General features: G+C 71.6%; 19 protein-coding genes and 1 pseudogene. 12 read left to right on the top strand and 8 right to left on the bottom strand.

Features of this window, described 5'->3' with window-relative positions:
* From IE97_RS0123920 to IE97_RS0123900, 5 genes are all read left to right on the top strand, one after another.
* A partial coding sequence (locus tag IE97_RS0123920; protein ID WP_030244190.1) for a class F sortase occupies positions 1-480 on the top strand: 480 nt, incomplete at its 5' end.
* A gap of 170 nt (positions 481-650) precedes the next feature.
* Positions 651-1,991 (top strand): ABC transporter ATP-binding protein, encoded by a 1,341-nt coding sequence (locus tag IE97_RS0123915; RefSeq protein ID WP_030244187.1) that lies wholly within the window; start codon positions 651-653, stop codon positions 1,989-1,991.
* Between the two features lie 137 nt (positions 1,992-2,128).
* Positions 2,129-3,517, top strand: a complete 1,389-nt coding sequence (locus IE97_RS0123910) for an aldehyde dehydrogenase family protein (protein ID WP_030244184.1) — start codon at positions 2,129-2,131, stop codon at positions 3,515-3,517.
* 22 nt (positions 3,518-3,539) lie between these two features.
* The gene (locus tag IE97_RS0123905; RefSeq protein WP_030244181.1) at positions 3,540-4,622 is read left to right on the top strand and encodes a Zn-dependent alcohol dehydrogenase; all 1,083 of its coding nucleotides are present in this window, start codon (positions 3,540-3,542) and stop codon (positions 4,620-4,622) included.
* Positions 4,623-4,812: 190 nt separating this feature from the next.
* Entirely contained in the window at positions 4,813-6,180 is a 1,368-nt protein-coding gene (locus tag IE97_RS0123900) for an MFS transporter (protein ID WP_030244178.1), read from the top strand.
* Here IE97_RS0123900 and IE97_RS0123895 read toward each other — a convergent pair.
* From IE97_RS0123895 to IE97_RS0123885, 3 genes are all read right to left on the bottom strand, one after another.
* Entirely contained in the window at positions 6,169-7,137 is a 969-nt protein-coding gene (locus IE97_RS0123895) for a DMT family transporter (protein WP_037835485.1), read from the bottom strand. The two genes, IE97_RS0123900 and IE97_RS0123895, sit on opposite strands and share 12 nt — an antisense overlap.
* A 145-nt stretch (positions 7,138-7,282) precedes the next feature.
* On the bottom strand, positions 7,283-7,960 hold the full coding sequence (locus IE97_RS38640) for an ArsR/SmtB family transcription factor (protein ID WP_420706133.1): 678 nt from the start codon (positions 7,958-7,960) through the stop codon (positions 7,283-7,285).
* 59 nt (positions 7,961-8,019) lie between these two features.
* Complete coding sequence (locus IE97_RS0123885; protein ID WP_199807101.1) at positions 8,020-8,670, bottom strand: TetR/AcrR family transcriptional regulator; 651 nt, start codon at positions 8,668-8,670, stop codon at positions 8,020-8,022.
* 67 nt (positions 8,671-8,737) lie between these two features.
* Between IE97_RS0123885 and IE97_RS0123880 the strand changes: the two genes are divergently transcribed.
* The 3 genes from IE97_RS0123880 to IE97_RS0123870 all read left to right on the top strand — a co-directional run bounded on the left by IE97_RS0123880 (position 8,738) and on the right by IE97_RS0123870 (position 10,927).
* Positions 8,738-9,889 (top strand): acyl-CoA dehydrogenase family protein, encoded by a 1,152-nt coding sequence (locus tag IE97_RS0123880; RefSeq protein WP_030244171.1) that lies wholly within the window; start codon positions 8,738-8,740, stop codon positions 9,887-9,889.
* A gap of 59 nt (positions 9,890-9,948) precedes the next feature.
* Positions 9,949-10,197 carry a YiaA/YiaB family inner membrane protein gene (locus IE97_RS0123875; RefSeq protein ID WP_030244168.1) on the top strand — a complete coding sequence of 83 codons (249 nt, stop codon included), beginning with the start codon at positions 9,949-9,951 and terminating at the stop codon, positions 10,195-10,197.
* Positions 10,198-10,303: 106 nt separating this feature from the next.
* Positions 10,304-10,927, top strand: a complete 624-nt coding sequence (locus IE97_RS0123870) for a TetR/AcrR family transcriptional regulator (RefSeq protein WP_030244165.1) — start codon at positions 10,304-10,306, stop codon at positions 10,925-10,927.
* 10 nt (positions 10,928-10,937) lie between these two features.
* On the opposite strand, the gene IE97_RS0123865 is transcribed toward IE97_RS0123870, so the two are convergent.
* Entirely contained in the window at positions 10,938-11,399 is a 462-nt protein-coding gene (locus tag IE97_RS0123865) for a MaoC family dehydratase (protein ID WP_030244163.1), read from the bottom strand.
* A 108-nt stretch (positions 11,400-11,507) separates the two neighbouring features.
* Between IE97_RS0123865 and soxR the strand changes: the two are divergent.
* A pseudogene (gene soxR, locus IE97_RS40705) lies at positions 11,508-11,885 on the top strand (redox-sensitive transcriptional activator SoxR); the annotation flags it as partial.
* Between the two features lie 214 nt (positions 11,886-12,099).
* Here the strand turns inward: soxR and IE97_RS0123855 are convergent.
* Together IE97_RS0123855 and IE97_RS0123850 are read right to left on the bottom strand one after the other, a co-directional pair.
* Positions 12,100-12,837, bottom strand: coding sequence for a 3-keto-5-aminohexanoate cleavage protein (locus tag IE97_RS0123855; RefSeq protein ID WP_030244157.1), 738 nt, complete (start codon positions 12,835-12,837; stop codon positions 12,100-12,102).
* A 93-nt stretch (positions 12,838-12,930) separates the two neighbouring features.
* Entirely contained in the window at positions 12,931-13,533 is a 603-nt protein-coding gene (locus IE97_RS0123850; RefSeq protein ID WP_030244154.1) for a hypothetical protein, read from the bottom strand.
* A 266-nt stretch (positions 13,534-13,799) separates the two neighbouring features.
* Between IE97_RS0123850 and IE97_RS0123845 the strand changes: the two genes are divergently transcribed.
* Positions 13,800-16,598: a penicillin acylase family protein gene (locus tag IE97_RS0123845; protein WP_030244151.1), complete on the top strand. Its 2,799-nt coding sequence runs from the start codon at positions 13,800-13,802 to the stop codon at positions 16,596-16,598.
* A 35-nt stretch (positions 16,599-16,633) separates the two neighbouring features.
* Here IE97_RS0123845 and IE97_RS0123840 read toward each other — a convergent pair whose 3' ends face one another.
* Both IE97_RS0123840 and IE97_RS0123835 read right to left on the bottom strand, forming a co-directional pair.
* On the bottom strand, positions 16,634-17,950 hold the full coding sequence (locus IE97_RS0123840; protein WP_030244149.1) for a hypothetical protein: 1,317 nt from the start codon (positions 17,948-17,950) through the stop codon (positions 16,634-16,636).
* 110 nt (positions 17,951-18,060) lie between these two features.
* Positions 18,061-19,296, bottom strand: coding sequence for an exo-beta-N-acetylmuramidase NamZ domain-containing protein (locus IE97_RS0123835; protein ID WP_030244147.1), 1,236 nt, complete (start codon positions 19,294-19,296; stop codon positions 18,061-18,063).
* 147 nt (positions 19,297-19,443) lie between these two features.
* On the opposite strand from IE97_RS0123835, the gene IE97_RS0123830 reads away from it, so the two are divergent.
* Both IE97_RS0123830 and IE97_RS0123825 read left to right on the top strand, forming a co-directional pair.
* Positions 19,444-20,217 (top strand): SDR family oxidoreductase, encoded by a 774-nt coding sequence (locus IE97_RS0123830; protein WP_030244145.1) that lies wholly within the window; start codon positions 19,444-19,446, stop codon positions 20,215-20,217.
* A complete protein-coding gene (locus IE97_RS0123825) occupies positions 20,214-21,878 on the top strand; it encodes a class I adenylate-forming enzyme family protein (RefSeq protein ID WP_030244142.1) in 1,665 nt (554 codons plus the stop codon). The genes IE97_RS0123830 and IE97_RS0123825 overlap by 4 nt, the downstream gene beginning before the upstream one ends.
* Positions 21,879-21,896 lie beyond the last annotated feature (18 nt).

The following is a 21,896-nucleotide window of genomic DNA, read 5'->3' as shown; positions in this document are numbered from 1 at the left end:
CCCCCGGCCTCCCTCCGCCCGCTGCCCCCCTCCCGAGCCACCCGCCTGCTGATCCCGTACCTTCGTATCGACGCCCCGGTCATGCACCTGGGCCTCGACCGTGACCACCGCCTCACCACGCCCCCGGAGGACGACGCCGAGCTGGTCGGCTGGTTCAAGCACGGCGCCTCGCCCGGCGGACAGGGCACCGCCGTGGCCGTCGGGCACCTCGACACCGACAGCGGGCCCGCCGTCTTCGCGGGGCTGACCGAGATGAAACCCGACCGCGTCGTCGAGGTCCGCCGTGCCGACGGGCGGATCGCCGTCTACACCGTCGACAGGGTCAGGTCGTACGAGAAGGCGAACTTCCCCAGTCAGGAGGTGTACGGCCCCCGAGGCCGCCCCGAGCTGCGCCTGATCACCTGCAGCGGCACCTACGACCGCAGGAAGGGCTACTCCGGGAACCTCGTGGTCTTCGCCCACCTCACCGGCATCCGCTGAACCGGGCCGCCCGCCTTCTCAGCAGATGGACGGAAGCCCCCGCTTCCGACCGGTGTCTTCCCCCGGCCGCGCACATTCCGTTAACTTCCGTGACCCACAGCCCCGTGCGACCCGTACGGGGTTTCCGGACCGCGGAGCACCAGCGGACTGATGACCCCTCGGGGGCACTCATGACACGCGCCATCTCCCTGCACGACGTGAGCAAGGCCTACACGCGGGGCGCCCGCGTCGTGGACCGGCTGTCGCTGGACATCACACCGGGCGAGTTCCTCGTGCTGCTCGGCCCGTCCGGCTGCGGCAAGTCGACCGTGCTCAGGATGATCGCCGGTCTGGAGGAGATCGACGAAGGCGAACTGCTGCTCGACGGCGAACACGCCAACGACCTGCCGCCGTCCGGGAGGGACATGGCGATGGTCTTCCAGAACTTCGCCCTCTACCCGAACATGACCAGCCGCGCCAACATCGGCTTCCCGCTGCGCATCGAGGCCCCGAACACGGATCCCGCGCCGCGCGTGGACGCCACCGCCCGCATGCTGGGCATCGAGGACCTCCTGGACCGTCTGCCCGGTCACCTCTCCGGCGGCGAACGCCAGCGCGTGGCGATGGGCCGGGCCATCGCCCGCCGCCCCTCGGCCTTCCTCATGGACGAGCCGCTGTCCAACCTCGACGCCAAGCTCCGCAACCACCTGCGGGCCGAGATATCCCAGCTCACCCGGGAGCTGGGCGTCACCACCGTCTATGTCACCCACGACCAGGCCGAGGCCATGTCGCTCGGCGACCGGGTCGCCGTGCTGCGCGGCGGGGTGCTCCAGCAGGTCGACAGCCCGCGCGTGGTGTACGCCCTGCCCAGCAACGTCTTCGTCGCGGCCTTCGTCGGCACGCCCCGCATCAACCTCCTGCGCGGCCTGGTGCGGGCCCCGCTGGACGGGGCGATGACCATCAGCCTGGGCAAGCAGTTCCTGCGCCTGCCCGAGCCGCTCTCCCTGGATCACCAGTTGCTGCGGGTCCAGCAGGGCCGGGAGGTCATCGTCGGGTTGCGCTCGGAAGCCGTCCGGATAGCCAGGCACTCCTCCGCCCGGCCCGGCGAGGTGCCGATCACCGGCCTGGTCGAGCACGTGGAGTTCCAGGGGCACGAGATCCTCGTCCATTTCGACACCGGTTCCACCCTCGCGCTCGTCCCGGAACTGGAGGCCCCGCGCGCCGGCCTCGCTCGCCCCGCCCGGCGCCGCCGCCGCGACGGCTCGGTCATCGGCCGTCTCCGGGAGCTGTCCACCGCCGGCCGGGCCGGTCCGGTGGTGGCCCTGGACCCTCCCGAGGAGGCGCGGTCCGGCCTGGCGACAGCCGAGCCCCGCCTGCCCGGCGACCTCATCGTCCGCACCACCCCGGACCTTGCTCTCCGCCGCGGCATGCAGGTGCCGCTCCTGGTCGACCTCGCCCACCTCTTCGTGTTCGACCAGCACGGCGACCGCGTCTGTCCGCACCCGGACCGCCAGCCCGACCTGGGGGAGTGAGGAGCCGCACACCTCGGCGGGGCCCGCTCCGTGCTGTGATGACCGGGATCGGTTCGAGCCCAGGGTGTCTGGCGTCAGAAAACTATCGTCGCTAGTTTATGTGCCGGACGACGACGCCCCGCCCCGGAGGAAGCACGATGAAGGCACACGACGGCATGTACATCGGGGGCGCCTGGCGCCCCGCCGCCGGCCAGGACGTGATCGAGGTCGTGAACCCGGCCGATGAGCAGGTCATCGGCACGGTCCCGGCGGGCACCGCCGAAGACGTGGACGCGGCCGTACGGGCCGCCCGCGCCGCCCTCCCGGCCTGGGCCGCGACCCCTCCCGCCGAGCGGGCCGCCCGCCTCACCGCCCTCCGGGACGTCCTCGTGGCCCGGGCGGACGAGATCGCCGAGACCGTCACGGCCGAACTCGGCTCGCCGCTGAAGTTCTCACAGGCCGTCCACGCCGCCGTACCGATCGCGGTCGCGGGCTCGTACGCCGAGCTGGCGGCGACGTACGCCTTCGAGGAGAAGACCGGCAACTCGGTCGTGCACCACGAGCCGGTCGGTGTGGTGGCCGCGATCACGCCCTGGAACTACCCCCTGCACCAGATCGTCGCCAAGGTCGCCCCGGCCCTCGCGGCGGGCTGCACGATCGTCGTGAAGCCCGCCGAGGACACCCCGCTGGTCGCCCGTCTCTTCGCCGACGCGGTGCACGAGGCCGGCATCCCGGCAGGCGTCTTCAACTTGGTCACGGGCCTCGGCCCGGTCGCCGGCCAGGCCCTCGCCGAGCACCCGGACGTCGACCTGGTCTCCTTCACCGGCTCCACCGCCGTCGGCCGGCGGATCGCCGCGATCGCCGCCGGAGCGGTCAAGAAGGTCGCCCTCGAACTCGGCGGCAAGTCCGCCAACGTCATCCTCCCGACCGCCGACCTGGCCAAGGCCGTCAACGTCGGCGTCGCCAACGTCATGTCCAACTCCGGGCAGACGTGCAGCGCCTGGACCCGGATGCTGATCCACCGCGACCAGTACGACGAGGCCGTCGAACTCGCTGCCACCGCCGCCGCCAAGTACGGCGACCGCATCGGTCCGGTCGTCAACGCGAAGCAGCAGGCCCGGGTGCGCGGCTACATCGAGAAGGGCGTCGCGGAAGGCGCCCGCCTGGTCGCGGGCGGCCCCGAAGCCCCGCGCGAGAGCGGCTACTTCGTCAGCCCGACCGTCTTCGCCGACGTCACCCCGGACATGACCATCGCGCAGGAGGAGATCTTCGGCCCGGTCCTGTCGGTCCTCCGCTACGAGGACGAGGAGGACGCCCTGCGGATCGCCAACGGCACCGTCTACGGTCTGGCCGGTGCCGTGTGGGCCGGGGAGGAGGCCGAGGCGGTGGCCTTCGCCCGCCGCATGGACACCGGCCAGGTCGACATCAACGGCGGCCGCTTCAACCCGCTCGCCCCCTTCGGCGGCTACAAGCAGTCGGGCGTGGGCCGCGAACTCGGCGTGCACGGCCTGGCCGAGTACCTCCAGACCAAGTCCCTCCAGTTCTAGTCCCAGGGGAGTCCCTTCCGTCATGGCTGTCCGCGCCGCCGTCCTGCCCGCCGTCGGCTCCCCGCTGGAGATCACCGGCATCGACCTGCCCGACCCCGGACCCGGACAGGTCCGCGTCCGGCTCGCCGCCGCCGGGGTCTGCCACTCCGACCTGTCCCTGTCCAACGGCACCATGCGCGTGCCCGTCCCCGCCGTCCTCGGCCACGAGGGCGCCGGCACGGTCGTCGCCGTCGGCGAGGGCGTCACCCGTGTCGCACCCGGCGACGGCGTCGTCCTCAACTGGGCCCCGTCCTGCGGCGCCTGCCACGCCTGCTCGCTCGGCGAGGTCTGGCTGTGCGCCCGTGCCCTCGACGGCGCCGCCGACGTCTACGCCCGCACCACCGAGGGCACCGACCTCCACCCCGGGCTGAACGTCGCCGCGTTCGCCGAGGAGACGGTCGTCAAGGCGTCCTGCGTCCAGCCCGTCCCGGACGGTGTCCCGCTCACCGACGCGGCCCTCCTCGGCTGCGCCGTCCTCACCGGCTACGGCGCCGTCCACCACTCGGCCCGGGTCCGGCAGGGCGAGACGGTCGCGGTGTTCGGCGTCGGGGGAGTGGGCCTCGCGGCCGTCCAGGCGGCCCGGATCGCGGGCGCCTCGAAGATCATCGCGGTGGACGTGTCCGCCGAGAAGGAGGAACTGGCCCGGACGGCCGGTGCCACCGACTACCTCGTAGCCTCCGACACCACCGCCCGCGAGATCCGCGGCCTCACCGGCAAGCAGGGCGTCGACGTGGCCGTGGAGTGCGCCGGGCGCGCGGTCACCATCCGCACGGCCTGGGACTCCACCCGCCGCGGCGGCCGCACCACGGTCGTCGGCATCGGCGGCAAGGACCAACAGGTCACCTTCAACGCCCTGGAGATCTTCCACTGGGGCCGCACCCTCTCCGGCTGCGTCTACGGCAACTCCGACCCGGCCGAGGACCTCCCGGTGCTGGCCGAGCACGTCCGGGCGGGCCGCCTCGACCTGAGCGCCCTGGTGACGGAACGGATCTCCCTCGACGGCATCCCGGCGGCCTTCGAGAACATGCTGGCGGGCAGGGGCGGCCGCGCGCTGGTCGTCTTCTGACGGTCTCCGCCCCCACCCCGGCCTCCACGCGAGGCCGGGGGCTCCGGCATGTCCGGCCGCACATGTGTGCCACCTACAAGCAAAAGTCCTGGTGCACGACCCGTTGACGGCCATACCGTCCGGTCAGTACGTTCCCGGAACCCGAGCCACCCCCCTGTTCCGTCCCCGCACCCACCGGAGCGTGCACCGCATGGACACGGCACCTTCCGCTCAGCCCGTCACCACCACGCCCGCCGTCGACAACCGCCGCCGGGTAGCCACCGCGGCAGCGCTCGCCTCGGCCGTCGAGTGGTACGACTACTTCGTCTTCGGCATCGCCGCCGCCCTCATCCTCGGCGACCTCTACTTCCCCGCCGGGAGCCCCACCGCCGGCGTCCTGGCCTCGTTCGCCACCTTCGCCGTCGGCTTCCTCGCCCGCCCGCTCGGCGGCATCGTCGCCGGCCACCTCGGCGACAAGCGCGGCCGCAAGCCGATGCTGGTCCTCGCGCTCACGCTCATGGGCGTCGCCACGACCGGTATCGGCCTGCTCCCGACCTACGACACCATCGGCGTCGCCGCCCCGATCCTGCTGGTCCTGCTTCGCGTCGCACAGGGCGTCGCCGTCGGCGCCCAGTGGGGCGGCGCGATGCTCCTGGCCACCGAGTACGCCCCGGAGGGCAAGCGCGGCGTCTACGGCAGCGTCGTCCAGCTCGGCGTCCCCATCGGCGTGGTCACCGCCAACACCGTCTTCCTGCTGGCCGGCGCGCTCACCACCGACTCGGCGTTCGCCGCCTGGGGCTGGCGGGTGCCGTTCCTGGTCGGCCTGCTGGTACTGGGCCTCGCCTGGTACATCCACACCCGCGTCGAGGAGACCCCGGCGTTCCGGGAGGCCGAGCGCGCGCTCGCGGAGAAGGAGAAGTCCGAGCAGAACTCGCCGCTGCGCACGATCCTGCGCGGCCACCTGGGCACGGTGCTCCTCGCGGGCGGCTCCTTCGCCGTGAACACCGCGACCTTCTACATCCTCATCACCGGCGTCCTCGACTACACGACCCGGGAACTGGACATGAAGAAGGGCCCGGTGCTCATGGTCTCGCTCTGCGTCAGCCTCACCCAGCTGGTGCTGATCCCGGCCGCCGCCGCGCTCTCCGACCGCATCGGCCGCATCCGCATCTACGCGCTCGGCGCGGTAGGCATCGCCCTGTGGGCCGTACCGCTCTTCCTGCTGATCGACACCGGCTCGCTGCTGTGGCTCGCGGTCGGCACGTTCGTCGCCAGCTGCTTCCTGAGCATCATGTACGGGCCCCAGGCCGCCCTGTTCGCCGAGCTGTTCACGCCCGAGATGCGCTACACCGGCGCCTCCCTCGGGTACCAGATCGCGGCCGTCGCCGGCGGCGGACTCGCCCCCTTCGTCATGGTGCTGCTGCTGGAGGCGACGGGCACCTCGATGGCCGTCTCCGGCTACATCATCGCGCTCTCGGTGATCGCGCTGGTGTCGATCAAGGTCCTCGCGGGCCGGGCACGTGCGGCGGAGCCGGAGGCCGCGCCCGAGGCGAAGACGGAGGCCGAGTCAGCGGGCTGAGTCCGGGGCGGCCCGCTCGGGCCGGGGTTCCGGTGCCGCTCCCGGAGCCTCGGCCCGAGCAGCCGTCCGCGACCGCGACCGGGACACCGCCACGCCCGCAAGGCACAGCACACCGCCGACCAGGGTGAGCGGCCCCGGCACCTCGCCGAGGAACAGCCAGGACATCAGCACGACCAGCGCGGGAGCCGCGTACGTCGTCGCGCCCATCCGGCTCGCCGTGGTCCGCGACAGGGCGTAGGCCCACGTCGTGAAGGCGAGGGCGGTCGGGAAGACGCCCAGGTACACCATGTTGAGCGTCGCGGAGGCCGGCGCGTCGGCGGCCTCCCGGACGAGCTGCCCGGCGAACGGCAGGCACACCAGCGCGCCGACCAGGCAACCGAACGTCGTCACCTGCAGGGGACTCGCCGTGCCCAGCGCAGGCTTCTGCGCCACCACACCACCGGCGTAGGCGACCGCCGCCAGCAGACAGAGCACCACTCCGAGCACCGAGGAGCCGCCCTCGCCGGACATCGAGAGCCCCACGGTCACCGCACCGGCGAAGGACACCGCCATCCCCGCCAGCAGCCGTGGCGGCATCGCGTCACCGAGCAGTCGCGCCCCGAGCAGCGCGATCAGGATCGGCCCGATGTTCACGACCAGGGCGGCCGTACCCGCGTCGACCTGCTGCTCACCCCAGTTGAGGGCCACCATGTAGAAGCCGAACCACAACAGCCCCGATATCGCGATACCGCGCCAGGCCGCGCGCGGCGGCCACCCCTCCCGCCGCAGCAGGCAGATCACCCCCAGCGTCAGCGCCCCGGCCAGCAGCCGCCCGAGCGCCAGCGCGCCCGGTGAGTAGGCGTCCCCCGCGCTGCGGATCGAGACGAAAGCGGACGCCCACAGTACGACCGTGACCGCGGCCGCACCGGCGGCCAGCAGCTCCGCCCGGCGTGCGGGACGGGACGGGGAGGTGTTCATCATGCTCCAGAGACTAGGAGGGGGAAGGGGAGGGGCGCTCGCGGATTTCGGGCGGGGCGCTGCCGCCGCGGGTCGGCTCAGCGCAGGGCCGTCGGATCCACGCCCAGCAGGTCGTGCAGGGCCCGTTCACCGGCCACTGTCACCTTCACGGCAGGGCCCGTTCACCGGCCACTGTCACCTTCACGGCCCGCTCGGAGCCGATGCGCACGCACCAGCCCGTGTCCAGGGCGTGCCGGCACAGCGCCGCGCCGGCGACGCCCGCGAGATGGGGGCGGCGTTCGGTCCAGTCGAGGCAGGCGCGGGCCAGGGGGCGGCGACCCCGCCGGCCGAGGCCGATCCCGGCGGAGTCGAACCACGCGAGCCCCGCGTCGGTGAGCGCGAACCCGGTCTCCTGCTGGAGCAGCCCACGCGCCGTCAGCGCGTCGGTGACCGCGATGCCGAGCCGCCCGGCGAGGTGGTCGTAACAGGTGCGCCCCCGGGCCATCGCCGAACCGGCGCTCGACTCGCGCAGGCTCCGCGGCCGTGCGGCGGTTCCCGGCGCGACCTGTGCGGCGAGATCCTCCACCAGCTGCGCGACACGTGCGTCGGCCAGCCGGACGTACCGGTGCCGGCCCTGTCGCTCCTCGGCGAGCAGCCCACCCGCGACGAGCCGGCCCAGGTGCTCGCTCAGCGTCGAAGCGGCGACACCCGCGTGCCGTGCCAGCTCGCTCGCGGTCCACGCCCGCCCGTCCAGCAGCGCCAGCAGGCAGAGGGCCCGGGTCTCGTCCGCGAACAGCGCCGCGAGCCGTGCCAGGCCGGTGGCCTTGGGGTCCCTCGTGGTCATGCCCCCAGCATGGGACACGGATCCTTCGGTCGTCGCCGAAGTGTTCCGCCGCCGTGCTCCTACGCGGTCCGCCGCACCTGCTCGTACTGCCTCGCCAGTCCGTCCAGCAGGGCCGTCAGCCCCGTCTCGAAGGCCCGTTCGTCGATCTTCTCCTGGCGCTCGGAGAGGAGATGCGCCTGCTGGAGATGCGGATAGTCGGCGGGGTCGTAGGCGCTCGCGTCGTTCACGAAGCCCCCGGCGAAGGAGCCGAGCGCGGAGCCCATGACGAAGTACCGCATCAGCGCGCCGATGGACGTGGCCTGCGCCGGTGGCCAGCCCGCCTCGACCATCGCGCCGTAGACGGCGTCCGCGAGGCGCAGCCCCGCCGGGCGGCGGCCGGGGCCGCGGGCCAGGACGGGAACGATGTTGGGGTGGTCCCGCAGCGCGGCCCGGTAGGAGACGGCCCAGTCGTGCAGCGCGGTCCGCCAGTCCCGGCCGTCCTGGAACATCGTGAGGTCCACCTGGCCGCTCACCGAGTCGGCGACCGCCTCCAGGATCTCGTCCTTGGTGCGGAAGTGGTTGTAGAGCGAGGGCCCGCTGACCCCCAGCTCGGCGGCGAGCCGGCGCGTGGAGACGGCCGCGAGGCCCTCCGCGTCCACGAGCGCACGGGCCGTCTCGACGATCCGGTCGGTGCTGAGCAAGGGCTTGCGCGGTCGGGCCATGGCGCACATAGTAGGGCTGCCAACAGAAACTAGCAGTGCTAATTTAAATGTACGGTTTTCAAGTGGGGTGCCTGTGGTGAACCTGGAGCTCAGCGAGGAGCAGACCGCCGTACGGCAGCTCGCCCGGGACTTCGTGGCGCGCGAGATCGCCCCGCACGCCGTCGCCTGGGACCGGGCCGAGGAGGTCGACCGGTCGGTCGTGAAGAAGCTCGGCGAGGTCGGCTTCCTGGGCCTGACGATCGACGAGCAATACGGCGGCTCCGGCGGCGACCACCTCGCGTACTGCCTCGTCACGGAGGAGCTGGGCCGGGGGGACTCGTCCGTGCGCGGGATCGTCTCCGTCTCGCTGGGGCTCGTCGCCAAGACCGTCGCCGCGTGGGGGAGCGAGGAGCAGAAGCGGCGGTGGCTGCCGGGGCTGACGTCCGGTGAGCTCGTCGGCTGCTTCGGGCTGACCGAGCCTGGCACGGGCTCGGACGCCGGCAGCCTCGCGACGCGGGCGGTGCGGGACGGCGACGACTACGTCATCAACGGCACCAAGATGTTCATCACCAACGGCACCTGGGCCGACGTCGTCCTGCTCTTCGCCCGCTCCACGGAGGCACCCGGCCACAAGGGCGTCTCCGCCTTCCTCGTCCCCGCCGACACGCCGGGGCTGACTCGTCGGACGATCCACGGCAAGCTCGGGCTGCGCGGCCAGGCCACCGCCGAGCTGGTGCTGGAGGACGTGCGGGTGCCGGCCTCGGCTCTGCTGGGGGAGGAGGGCAGGGGTTTCTCCGTCGCCATGTCGGCTCTGGCCAAGGGGCGGATGTCGGTCGCGGCCGGGTGTGTCGGCATAGCGCAGGCCGCCCTGGACGCGGCCGTGGGATACGCGGGCGAACGCGAGCAGTTCGGGAAGACCATCGCCCGGCACCAGCTGGTCCAGGAGCTGATCAGCGACATCGCCGTGGACGTCGACGCCGCCCGGCTGCTGACCTGGCGGGTCGCCGACCTGATCGACCGGGGGCAGCCGTTCGCCGTCGAGTCGTCGAAGGCCAAGCTGTTCGCCTCGGAGGCGGCGGTCCGCGCCGCCAACAACGCGCTCCAGGTCTTCGGCGGCTACGGCTACATCGACGAGTACCCGGCGGGCAAGCTGCTGCGGGACGCCCGTGTGATGACCCTGTACGAGGGCACCAGTCAGATCCAGAAGCTGGTCATCGGGCGGGCGTTGACGGGGGTCTCGGCGTTCTGAGTACCTTCTGAGTATGTCGGCGGATGTGGCGCGGGCCACGTTGGCCGAAGCTTGCCGCCATGAGTGACACACCGGGCAAGCAGCAGAACACGGCCGCCTTCTACGGCCAGGCCGTCGCCTCCTTCGCGGTCGCCATGGCGGCCACCGCGATCGGCATCTACCAGTTGAGCGCCGACGCCTGGGTGCGGGGTTTCCTCGCCATCGCCGTGCTGTACCTGGTCACCTCCTCCTTCACCCTGGCCAAGGTGATCCGCGACCGGCAGGAGGGGGCGGCGGGGTCTTCGTACACACCCTTCGAGAAGCACTGAGACCTGCCTGGGCTGCCGATCTGAGTGGCCTGCCTGAGCGGCCTTGCTAAGCGCCCGCTCACCCTCGGCGGTATGGTGGTGCCCTGCCAGTGGAGAGGGGCGAGTGATGAGTACGGCGGAGGAGACGGCCGGCGGCGATGCGCAGGCGTGGGGCGAGGTCACGCCCGACGCGGCGCGGCGGCTGCTGATCGCCGCGGTGGAGGCCTTCGCCGAGCGCGGCTACCACGCCACGACGACCCGGGACATCGCCGGCCGCGCCGGGATGAGTCCGGCCGCGCTCTACATCCACTACAAGACCAAGGAAGAGTTGCTGCACCGCATCAGCAGGATCGGCCACCAGAAGGCCGTCGAGATCCTGCGGACGGCGTCCCGGCGGGAGGGCACCGCCCGTGAGCGCCTGGCCGACGCGGTCAGCTCCTTCGTCCGCTGGCACGCCGGCGGACGCACCACCGCGCGGGTCGTGCAGTACGAACTGGACTCACTCGGTCCGGACGCCCGCGCCGAGATCCTCGCGTTGCGCCGGCAGTGCGACGACGAGGTGCGGCGGATCATCGAGGACGGCGTGGCGGCCGGTGAGTTCGACGTGCTGGACGTGAAGGGCACGACCCTGGCCGTGCTCTCGCTCTGCATCGACGTGGCCCGCTGGTTCAACATCGACGGGCCGTGGACGCCGGACGAGGTCGGCGCGCTCTACGCCGACCTCGTGCTGCGGATGGTGGGGGAGAAGTAGCCCGCCGGGATCAGAGGTAGTAGCGGGCGACGGACTCGGCGACGCACACCGGCTTGTCGCCGCCCTCGCGTTCCACGGTGAAGGCCACGGTGACCTGGACGCCGCCGGTCACGTCCTCGACGCCGGTGATGGTGGCGGTGGCGCGCAGCCTCGACCCGACCGGGACGGGGGCGGGGAAACGCACCTTGTTGGTGCCGTAGTTGACACCCATCTTCACGCCTTCGACGGCGATCAGCTGCGGTCCGAAGAGGGGCAGTAGCGACAGGGTCAGATAGCCGTGGGCGATGGTGGTGCCGAAGGGGCCGGCGGCGGCCTTCTCCGGGTCGACGTGGATCCACTGGTGGTCGCCGGTGGCCTCGGCGAACAGGTCGATCCGCTTCTGGTCGACGTCGAGCCAGTCGGTGTACCCCAGTTGCTCGCCCACCGCCGACTTCAGTTCGTCGACGGATGTGAAGATCCTCGGCTCTGCCATGGCCCGGCCTCTCGCGTCAGAAGGTGTGCGTGTCGTGTTTCTCTAAGCGACTGCTTAGCATGGTCGGCCGCGGGGGTCGTGTCAACGGGCGAAGGTAGGGTTCGAAGGGTGCCCCAGATTCCAGAGAAGATCCATGAGCTCACGGTCGGCCAACTGGCGGCGCGCAGCGGGGCCGCCGTCTCGGCGCTGCACTTCTACGAGTCGAAGGGGCTGATCAGCAGCCGCCGCACCTCGGGCAACCAGCGTCGGTACTCGCGTGACACGCTGCGCCGGGTCGCGTTCATCCGGGCCGCGCAACGGGTCGGGATCCCGCTGGCGACGATCCGTGAGGCGCTGGCGGCACTTCCCGAGGAGCGGACGCCGACGCGGGAGGACTGGGCGCACCTCTCCGAGGTCTGGCGCTCGGAACTGGAGGAACGCATCAAGCAGCTGAACCGCCTCCGCGATCACCTCGCCGACTGTATCGGCTGCGGCTGTCTGTCCCTCGGCGCCAACCAGCTGCGGGCGGACACCCCCCGACACGTCCCCTTCCGTGCGTACGCGGGTGCGGGACCGCTTAGCTGCGGGCAGTCGTGCCGCTGGGGCGATGGGGGTCCCCCCTGCTCGAGCGAAGCCGAAAGCTTGGGGGAGGGTGGGCGCAGCGGCACCCCGCTACGCCGGGCTGCGCAATGCCCCGGCCCCAGCACCAACGCCCGGCACCTCACAACGCGGCGCGCGCGTACTCCGACAACCCCGCCGCCACCAACTCCGCGTTGGACCGGGCCGGCCTCCCATCCGGCAGCACCAGCACATCCTCCACCCCGACCCGCGTCGCCAACCCCAACCGCCCCGCAAGCCGCAGCACCGGCCACGCACCCCCGTCCTCCCCGTGCAGCAACACGGGACGCCCATGAGCCGCGCCCAGTTCGGAAAGCAGCGCCTCGGCGGAGTCCACGGCGGTGTCCGGGTCCGTGTCCGTCACCTCGGCCAGCACGCGCAGCACCCTCGGCCCCGACGGGGACGCGGCGAACCGCTCCGCCCCGTCCGTCCCCGACCAGATGCCGGCCTCCACCCCCACGCCCAGATCGAGAAGCGCGGTGGCCACCTCCTCCGCGCCGTCCTCATGCCAGTTGACCGACGCGTGGTCGGGCAGAACAGGCAGCGAGGCCCAACTCCGCACACGGTCCAGCCGCGCGGCAGGGTCCGGCTCCGCCCACGCTCCGGTCGTCACACCGACCGGCACCGACTCCGGCACCAGGGCCCGTATCGCCTCCAGCGTCATCGCGAGCACCCGCGGCGACAACGTGTCCCGCCCGCACGGCGTCTTGGGGTGGACATGGATGTCCGTGGCTCCGGCCGCGACGGCATCGGCGGCCGAGCCGGCCATCGCCTCGGGCGTCAGCGGCACCACCGCACCGTCCGTGGCGCCCCGACGCCCGTTCAGACACACCTGCACCATGCCCTGATGGTGCCAGTCACCACTGACAGCCGTCTCACACCACGACAGTGGGGGTGCGGCATCCCCGGCGCACCCCCCGCGCACCCGCGTTCGTCAAGCCGACACCAGCATCCTCGCCCGCCTGGCATCCGCCAGGGCCTCGGGCGTGAGCACCGGACGCGGTACCAGGATCCCGCAGTCGGTGCAGACCGGACCCGCCGAAGGCTCGTGGTCCAAGCCGTACTTCCAGGCCAGTCGGGCCCCGCCGCACACCGGGCACGCCGAACCCGGCTCGCGCTCCAGCGCGGCGATCAGCCGGCGCAGCACCTCCGCCAGCGGTTCACGGGGATGGACCGCCGGATCGTCGCACCACGCCACGCCGAAACCGCCCCAGGTCAGCCGGTGCCAGTCGTCCACACTCCCCGGCCTGCGCAGTCCGTCGTGCTTCTCCTTCTTGCGGCGTTCGGCGAACTCGACCTCGTAGGCCAGCCAGACCGCCCGCGCCTCCTCCAGCTCCTCCAATGCGGCCACGAGCCGCACCGGATCGGGGGACCGGTCCTCGGGACCGAACCCTGCTCGGGAGCACAAATGGTCCCAGGTCGCCCTGTGTCCGTAAGGGGCGAACCTCTCAAGGCACTTGCGCAGCGAATAGCGCCGCAAGGCCAGATCGCACCGTGGATCGCGGACCTGTCTCGCCAGACTCCGGAAACCGGCCATCGTCCTGCACCTCCGTCACACCTGCACCTGTAATCCGGTCACTTCGGCGTCGTCGTACGGACGTCGCCGAATAGACGTATCGACAAGCGAATCGGCTCCATCCGATTTCAAATGGCCTCCATAAGCCGTCCGACGAGGCCCGCGAGTCGACTGCCGTGGTCCGTGTGCCTGTTGTGCTGACTCCAAAAGTTGACGTCTGTTCATCTTCAAAGCCGGGGATACCGGCGGTAACATCCCGGCCACCCCAGTCGCGAGGAGCCCCCCACATGCCACGGCGTATCCCACGCACCGTCCTCGACAGAATGAGAACTCCCGGCGGAATCCCCGGGTTCCTGAAGTCCGCATCGGTATGCGCGCTGATTGCGGGTCTCTTGTCGCCGATTGCCCCGGCTTCCGCCTCGGAAACTGAGACCGCCCGGACCTCCGCCGCGGCGAACGACTACTGCGGGAACCAGTGCTCGGACATCCTCCCGCCCGGCCAGAACGGCAACGCCACCCTCGCCCAGATCCTCCTCAACCAGGCGTTCGGCACCCAGCCCGAGCACGCCGAGGACCAGCTCGGGCCCTACGCCGGCCTCGCAAAGGGATACACCGGCCTCACCAACGACAAGATCAACACCTTCTTCAACGACGCGTCGTTCGGGGTTCCCGCCGACCAGGTCGCCTCCACCCTCAAGCCCGCCGGGCGCAGTGACGTGACGATCGTCCGGGACAAGAAGACCGGTGTGCCGCACATCACCGGTACCACCAGGTACGGCACGGAGTTCGGTGCCGGCTACGCGGCGGCCCAGGACCGGCTGTGGCTCATGGACGTCTTCCGGCACGTCGGGCGCGGCCAACTGACCTCCTTCGCCGGCGGTGCGCCCTCCAACCAGGGCCTGGAGCAGCAGTTCTGGCGGCACGCCCCGTACACCGAGGCGGATCTGCAGGCACAGATCGACAACGCCGTCGCCACCAACGGCGAGCGCGGCAAGCAGGCCCTCGCCGACGCCAAGGCCTATCTCGACGGCATCAACGCCTACATCGACGCCTCGGACAGCGGCCGTTACTTCCCCGGCGAGTACGTCCTCACCGGGCACAAGGACTCCGTCACCAACGCCGGAACGATCGAGCACTTCAAGATCACCGACATGGTCGCGCTGGGCTCCGTCATCGGCGCCCTGTTCGGCTCCGGCGGGGGCGGCGAGGTCAACAACGCGTTGTCGCTGCTCGCCGCACAGGAGAAGTACGGCGTGACGGAGGGCACCAAGGTCTGGGAGTCCTTCCGGATGCGCAACGACCCGGAGGCCGTCCTCACCGTCCACGACGGCAGCTTCCCGTACGGGACCAGGCCGGACGACCCACGGGGTGCCGCCCTGCCCGACGCCGACTCCGTGAAGCCCGAGCCGCTCGTCCACGACCGCACCGGAAGCGCCGCCACGTCCAGTGCCACCGGCGCGTCCAGCGACGCGGTCAAAGCGGCCTCGTCGTCCGCCAGGCGCGGCATGTCCAACGCCCTCGTGGTCAGCGGCAAGCACACCGCCAGCGGCCACCCCGTCGCCGTGTTCGGACCGCAGACCGGCTACTTCGCCCCGCAGTTGCTGCTGCTCCAGGAGCTCCAGGGTCCGGGCATCAGCGCCCGCGGCGCCTCCTTCGCCGGCCTGAGCATGTACGTGGAACTCGGCCGCGGCCAGGACTACGCGTGGAGCGCCACGACCTCCGGCCAGGACATCATCGACACCTACGCCGTCGAGCTCTGCCAGGACGACTACCACTACCTGTACCGCGGCACCTGCACGCCGATGGAGAGGGTCGAGCGGAAGAACGCCTGGAAGCCGACGGTCGCCGACGGCACCGCGGCCGGCTCGTACACGATGCGCGTCTGGCGCACGAAGTACGGACCCGTCGAGTACCGCGCGACGGTCGGCGGCAAGAAGGTCGCCTACACCACCCTGCGCTCCTCCTTCATGCACGAGGCCGACTCCATCATCGGCTTCCAGATGCTGAACGACCCCGGCTACGTCAAGGGCCCGGAGTCCTTCCAGAAGGCTGTGCAGCACATCAACTACACCTTCAACTGGTTCTACGCCGACTCCGAGCACACCGCGTACTACAACAGCGGCGACAACCCGGTGCGCGCGGGCGGTGTCGACGCCGAGTTCCCCGTGTGGGCGCGGCCGTCGTACGAGTGGCGGGGCTGGGACCCGGCGACCAACACGGCCGACCACACGCCGCCCTCCGCCCACCCCAACTCCATCGACCAGGACTACTACGTCTCCTGGAACAACAAGCAGGCCAAGGACTACACGGCCGCGCCCTGGGGCAACGGCTCCGTGCACCGCGGCAACCTCCTCGAGGACCGGGTGCGGAAGCTGGTCCAGCAGGGCGGGGTGACCCGGGCCTCCCTGACCAAGGCCATGGCCGACGCCGGGCTCGCCGACCTGCGGGCGGAAGACGTCCTGCCCAAGCTGCTGAAAGTGATCAGCAGTTCGCCGGTCACCGACTCCACCGCGGCGGCCGCCGTGAGCAAGCTCCAGGCCTGGGTGGCCGCCGGTGGCCAGCGCACGGAGACCTCCGCGGGCTCCAAGAAGTACGCCGACGCCGACGCGATCCGCATCCTCGACGCCTGGTGGCCGCTGCTGGTCAAGGCCGAGTTCGAACCGGGCCTCGGCAGCGAGCTGTTCGAGGCCATGACCGCCAACCTGCCCGTCGACGAGTCCCCGTCCGCCGCGCACGGCCCGACCGGCTCGCACGCCGGAAGCTCCTTCCAGTACGGCTGGTGGAGTTACGTCGACAAGGACATCCGGGCCGTGCTCGGCGAGCAGGTGAAGGGCCCGCTGGCCCGGACCTACTGCGGCGACGGCGGCCTCGGCGCCTGCCGCGACACCCTCATCCGCACCCTGAAGGAGGCGGCCGGCAGGACCGCGGCCCAGGTCTACCCCGGCGACGACGTGTGCGCGGCGGGCGACCAGTGGTGTGCCGACTCCATCAACCACCGCACTCTCGGCGGCATCAAGCACGGCAAGATCAGCTGGCAGAACCGGCCCACCTACCAGCAGGTCGTGGAGTTCACCTCGCACCGGTGACACGTCGTCCGGGGGGGCGCACGTCCGGCGGCGGGTCAGCGGATGCGGCCCGCCGCCAGCACCAGCCGGGCCAGTTCCTCGTGCAGGATGTCGCTGTGCGCGCCGGCCGGCGGGCCGCCGCGTCTGACCACCGCCGCCGCGTCGACGTTCACACACCCCGAGTCGGGCAGCTTCGCCCGCAGGGCTTCGGCGAGCAGGTACGCGCGCGTGCCCGGGACGGCCCGGATCCCGCCGTAGCCCATCGCACCCCATTTGGCGCCCAGGGCCCGCCCGAGGTCGAGTTCGGCGACCGACCGGCTGTCGCCCGCCATGCGCGAGGCCAGCGGATACATCGTGCCCAGAGCCGAGTCGTGCCGGGAGTGGCAGCACACCAGGGGACCGTCGACGCGGTTCTGCTGTCCCTGGAGCACTCCTCCGGCGCGCGCGTCGTGCGGCAGCCGCGCCGCGAACGCGTAGTGCGAGAACGCCCCTTGGAGGAGCGTCACGGACTTCACCGTGCGGACGCCCTCGGGCAGGCCGCGCAGCGCGAACGACACCAGCCGCGCGCCGAAGCTGTGCCCGACGAGGTGCACACGCACGCCCGGCGCCGCCTTGGCGAGCTGCCCGACCACCCGGCCGAGACCACGCTCACCGACCGTCCCCGCGCGCCGTTTCATGGCGTAGTACGTCGCCTGCCGCAGCAGTTCGTGCGCCCCGTCCCAGGGGTTCGGGAGTCTGAACCCGCGCTGTGCGCCGGACACTTCGAGGCTCGCCAGCGCCCGCGTGAACTCCTCGCAGGCCCTCGCCGCGGAACCGGCGACCAGCTCCGGCTCGCTCTGCGGTACCCCCTCCGCCACGGTGTCCGCCGCGAACAGCGCCTGCGGCCCGGGCGCCACCACCTCCACCAGCAGCCGGACCAGCCGCCCGAACTCCTCCAGCTCGGCCTCCTCCGGCGGTTGCTGCTCCAGCAGCCGCGCGATCTGGTCGACGAGGACGGTCCGGCCCGGGAAGGTCTCCAGCAGCGCGTGCCGCGTGTCCTTGTCGAGCACGGGCCGCCGGGGTGCCTCGGCCGCCACGGACCGCGGCAGGTCCGGGATCGGTTCGTCGGAGAACCGCATCGCGGGCCACAGCACTCCGACGTAACCGATCCGGGCCGCCGGGGCGAGTCGCGGGACGGGTGCCAGGAACCGGTCGTAGAGCCGGTTCGCGCCCGAGCGGTCGGTGTTCCAGCCGTGCGCGAAGACGATCAGATCGCGCACCTTCCGTTCGGTCACCCCGGCGAGCAGGCGGTCGCGCTCTCGGCCCGCCGGGTCCCCGTCCGCGTCGAAGGTCAGCTCCCAGTAGGGAGTCACACTCATCGCCGGATCCACCATGACAGGCCCCCTCGTCCCCCGGGTGACGCCGCGATACGGGCGCATCGTCCTGCCAACGGAGGCACATGGCCATACGTCACGGGCGTATTCGGCGCGCGAGGCCGTTCCGCTCAGCGGTAGAGCAGGTACTTCCGCCGCGTCCTGCGGAACACGGCCAGCTCCTGCTGCCACCCCGCGACGACCTCGTCGGTGTCCGCGCCCGCGTCGATCATCGTGCGCACGCGCGTGGAGCCGGTGAGCTTGTCGATCCAGTGGTCGGGGCGCCAGGCGAAGCCGCTCCAGACCTTCTTCGCGGTCACGAGCAGGGCGATGCCCGTGCGCACGGGGTCGAACGCGTCCCGGTCGTGCACATGAAGCTGCACACCGCCGATCGTCCTGCCCTGGAACTTGGAGAAGGTGGGCGCGAAGTACGCCTCCCGGAAGCGCACGCCGGGCAGGTCGAGTTCGTTCGCGGCGGCGGCCCAGCGCCCGTCGACGCCCTCCGCGCCCAGCAGCTCGAACGGTCGTGTCGTGCCGCGCCCCTCCGACAGGTTGGTGCCCTCGAACAGGCACGTTCCCGAGTACACCAGGGCCGTCTCCGGTGTCGGCATGTTCGGGCTCGGCGGCACCCAGGGCAGTCCGGAGGCGTCGTAGAACTCCGACCGCCTCCAGCCCGACATGGGCACCGTCTCCAGCGGCACGGGCTCGGTCAGGAACTCGCCGTTGAACAGCCGCGCCAGCTCCGCGACGGTCATCCCGTGCGCCTGGGAGATGGGCTGCCGCCCGACGAACGTGGCGAACTCCTTGTGGAGTACCGGACCCAGGGCGGCTCGTCCGGTCACCGGGTTGGGCCGGTCCAGGACCACGAAGCGCTTGCCCGCGAGCTGGGCGGCCTCCATGCAGTCGTACAGGGTCCAGATGTACGTGTAGAAGCGGGCGCCGACGTCCTGGATGTCGAACACGACCGTGTCCACGCCGGACGCGGTGAAGATGTCGGCGAGCGCCCGGCCGCTCTTGAGGTACGTGTCGTAGACGGGCAGGCCGGTCGCCGGGTCGTCGTAGCGGCCCTCGGAGCCGCCGGCCTGGGCGGTGCCGCGGAAGCCGTGTTCCGGGCCGAAGACGGCGGTGAGGTTCACGCGGTCGTCGGCGTGCATGACGTCGACGATGTGGCGTGCGTCGCGGGTGATGCCGGTGGGGTTGGTGACGACGCCGGTGCGCCGGCCGCGCAGGGGTTCGTAACCGGATGCCGAGAGGTTCTCGAAGCCGGTGCGTGGTCGGGGGTGATGATGAGCTGTTGCTGAGCTGATCGCGGGTAGGGAGACGGCCGCTGTGGCTGCTGCCAGTACGCCTCGTCTGGAGAGGTGCATGGGGTGGCCTCCGTGATCCGTGTGTGCCGCTTCGGATGTGGCTGGTCGCGCAGATCCCCGCGCTCCTACGGTGCGGCGCCGCCCCCTTCCTTCAAACATACCGACCGGTTAGTCTGACGCCATTGCGAAGCCGCGTCTAAGGAGCCGATGGTGGGAGCCTTTCAGGGGTCTGGGGTCGTTGTCACGGGGGCCGGCGGTGGGATCGGGGCCGCGCTCGCCCGGCGTTTCGCCGCCGAAGGCGCCCGGGTCGTCGTCAACGACCTGGACGCCGAGCGGGCCAAGCACGTCGCGGAGGAGATCGGAGGGATCGCCGTGCCCGGCGATGCCTCGGCGATCGTCGACGAGGCCCGGGACGCGCTCGGCGGTGCCGTCGATGTCTACTGCGCCAACGCCGGAGTCGCCTTCGGGGGCGGCGACGCGGACGCGCCGCTGGACGAGAAGGGGTGGGCGACCTCCTGGGAGGTCAACGTCATGGCGCATGTCCGCGCCGCCCACGCACTGCTGCCCGCCTGGCTGGAGCGCGGGAGCGGTCGGTTCGTCTCCACCGTCTCCGCCGCCGGGCTGCTGACCATGATCGGTGCCGCGCCCTACGCCGTCACCAAGCACGGCGCCCTCGCCTTCGCCGAGTGGCTGTCGCTGACGTACCGGCACCGGGGGGTGAAGGTCCACGCCATCTGCCCGCAAGGCGTCCGCACCGACATGCTCGCCGCCACCGGCAGCGCGGGCGACCTGGTGCTCCAGCCGACCGCGATCGAGCCGGAGGCCGTGGCGGAAGCCCTGCTGAAGGGCATCGAGGAGGACCGTTTCCTGATCCTGCCGCACCCGGAGGTCGCCGCGTACTACCAGGCCCGGGCAGGTGACCCCGACCGGTGGCTGACCGGCATGAACCGTATCCAGCAGCAGTGGGAGGAGAACCGGTGACCGGGTCCCGTTACGCGGCCAAGCCCTGGCTGGGCCTGCTGAGCGACGCCCAGAAGAGCGCGATCAGCCCCGCCGGTTCCCTCGTGCACGCCCTGCGCCGGGTCATGGCCGAGGCGCCCGACACCGAGTGCCTGGCCTACTTCGACGGCCGGCTGACCTACCGGGACGTGGACCGGCTCAGCGACTCCGTCGCCGGGCACCTCGCGGCGCGCGGGCTGGAGCCCGGCGACCGGGTCGCGGTCCTCCTCCAGAACTCCCCGCACTTCGTGCTCGCCCTGCTGGGCGCCTGGAAGGCGGGCGCGGTCGTCGTGCCGGTCAACCCGATGTACAAGTCGGGCGAGGTGGCCCACGTCCTGCGGGACGGCGAGGTGACCGCGCTGATCTGCTCGGACCGGGCGTGGGAGTCCTATCTGCGCGAGACGGCCGCGGACTCGCCCGTCCGGATCGTGCTCACCGGATGCGAACGGGACTTCCAGAGCCGGGACGACGCGCGCGTGCTGACCTGCGAGCGACAGCCGCAGGCCTCCGACGCAGACGACCTGGCGGCCGTCGCGCGGGCCGGGAACAAGCCGCCCGAGGGACGCGAGCCCGGCCCCTCCGACATCGCGCTGATCAGCTACACCTCGGGCACGAGCGGCACGCCCAAGGGCGCCACCAACACGCACGGCAACATCATGTACAACGCGGAACGGCAGCGGACGGGGCTCGGGCTGCCCGAGCGGCCGGTGTACTTCGCGCTGGCGCCGCTGTTCCACATCACCGGCATGGTCTGCCAGCTCGCCGCCTGCCTGAACAGCGGGGGCACGCTCGTGCTGGCCTACCGCTTCGAGGCGGGCGTGGTGCTCGACGCGTTCGCCGAGCACCGTCCGCACTACACCGTCGGCCCGTCCACGGCCTTCATGGCCCTGGCCGCCCACCCCTCCGTCGCCCGCGACCACTTCTCCTCCTTCCGGGTGATCTCCTCCGGCGGCGCCCCGCTTCCGCCGGCGCTGGTCGAGAAGTTCCGGGCGGGTTTCGGGCCGTACATCCGCAACGGCTACGGGCTGACCGAGTGCACCGCGCCCTGCGCCTCCGTGCCACCCGGTCTGGAGGCGCCTGTCGACCCGGTGTCCGGCACCCTCGCCGTGGGTGTGCCCGGCCCCGACACGGTCGTACGGATCGTCGACGACAACGGCGACGAGGTCCCGTTCGGCGAGCAGGGCGAGATCGTCGTACGGGGCCCGCAGGTCGTGCCCGGCTACTGGCGCCGCCCCGACGCCACCGCCGAGACCTTCCCCGGCGCGGAACTGCGCACCGGCGACATCGGATTCATGGACGAGCAGGGCTGGCTGTACGTCGTCGACCGCAAGAAGGACATGATCAACGCGTCCGGCTTCAAGGTGTGGCCGCGTGAGGTCGAGGACGTGCTCTACACGCACCCGGCGGTGCGTGAGGCAGCGGTCGTCGGCGTGCCGGACGGGTATCGCGGGGAGACCGTCAAGGCGTACATCAGCCTGCGTCCGGACACCGAGACGGACCCGGATGCGCTCGCCGCCTACTGCAAGGAGAGACTGGCCGCCTACAAATACCCGCGCCAGGTGGAGATCCTGCCCGACTTGCCGAAGACGGCCAGTGGGAAGATCCTCCGTCGGGAACTGCGTTCCCGGACGCGAGACAACTGACAGCAGAACGGAAAGGCA

Source organism: Streptomyces sp. NRRL S-455 (assembly GCF_000717875.1).
GTDB lineage: Bacteria > Actinomycetota > Actinomycetes > Streptomycetales > Streptomycetaceae > Streptomyces.
The sequence above is the reverse complement of the archived record's forward strand: the minus strand, read 5'-3'. Positions and strand labels throughout refer to the sequence as shown.

What these genes read in the sequence shown, in the direction of transcription:
- IE97_RS0123895 (WP_037835485.1), bottom strand. Translation starts at nt 7,137, where the DNA reads ATGAACACCTCCCCGTCCCGTCCCGCACGCCGGGCGGAGCTGCTGGCC.
- IE97_RS0123865 (WP_030244163.1), bottom strand. Translation starts at nt 11,399, where the DNA reads ATGGCAGAGCCGAGGATCTTCACATCCGTCGACGAACTGAAGTCGGCG.
- IE97_RS0123845 (WP_030244151.1), top strand. Translation starts at nt 13,800, where the DNA reads ATGCCACGGCGTATCCCACGCACCGTCCTCGACAGAATGAGAACTCCC.
- IE97_RS0123915 (WP_030244187.1), top strand. Translation starts at nt 651, where the DNA reads ATGACACGCGCCATCTCCCTGCACGACGTGAGCAAGGCCTACACGCGG.
- IE97_RS0123850 (WP_030244154.1), bottom strand. Translation starts at nt 13,533, where the DNA reads ATGGCCGGTTTCCGGAGTCTGGCGAGACAGGTCCGCGATCCACGGTGC.
- IE97_RS0123855 (WP_030244157.1), bottom strand. Translation starts at nt 12,837, where the DNA reads ATGGTGCAGGTGTGTCTGAACGGGCGTCGGGGCGCCACGGACGGTGCG.
- IE97_RS0123900 (WP_030244178.1), top strand. Translation starts at nt 4,813, where the DNA reads ATGGACACGGCACCTTCCGCTCAGCCCGTCACCACCACGCCCGCCGTC.
- IE97_RS0123870 (WP_030244165.1), top strand. Translation starts at nt 10,304, where the DNA reads ATGAGTACGGCGGAGGAGACGGCCGGCGGCGATGCGCAGGCGTGGGGC.
- IE97_RS0123910 (WP_030244184.1), top strand. Translation starts at nt 2,129, where the DNA reads ATGAAGGCACACGACGGCATGTACATCGGGGGCGCCTGGCGCCCCGCC.
- IE97_RS0123840 (WP_030244149.1), bottom strand. Translation starts at nt 17,950, where the DNA reads ATGGTGGATCCGGCGATGAGTGTGACTCCCTACTGGGAGCTGACCTTC.
- IE97_RS0123905 (WP_030244181.1), top strand. Translation starts at nt 3,540, where the DNA reads ATGGCTGTCCGCGCCGCCGTCCTGCCCGCCGTCGGCTCCCCGCTGGAG.
- IE97_RS0123885 (WP_199807101.1), bottom strand. Translation starts at nt 8,670, where the DNA reads ATGTGCGCCATGGCCCGACCGCGCAAGCCCTTGCTCAGCACCGACCGG.
- IE97_RS0123830 (WP_030244145.1), top strand. Translation starts at nt 19,444, where the DNA reads ATGGTGGGAGCCTTTCAGGGGTCTGGGGTCGTTGTCACGGGGGCCGGC.
- IE97_RS0123835 (WP_030244147.1), bottom strand. Translation starts at nt 19,296, where the DNA reads ATGCACCTCTCCAGACGAGGCGTACTGGCAGCAGCCACAGCGGCCGTC.
- IE97_RS0123875 (WP_030244168.1), top strand. Translation starts at nt 9,949, where the DNA reads ATGAGTGACACACCGGGCAAGCAGCAGAACACGGCCGCCTTCTACGGC.
- IE97_RS38640 (WP_420706133.1), bottom strand. Translation starts at nt 7,960, where the DNA reads ATGACCACGAGGGACCCCAAGGCCACCGGCCTGGCACGGCTCGCGGCG.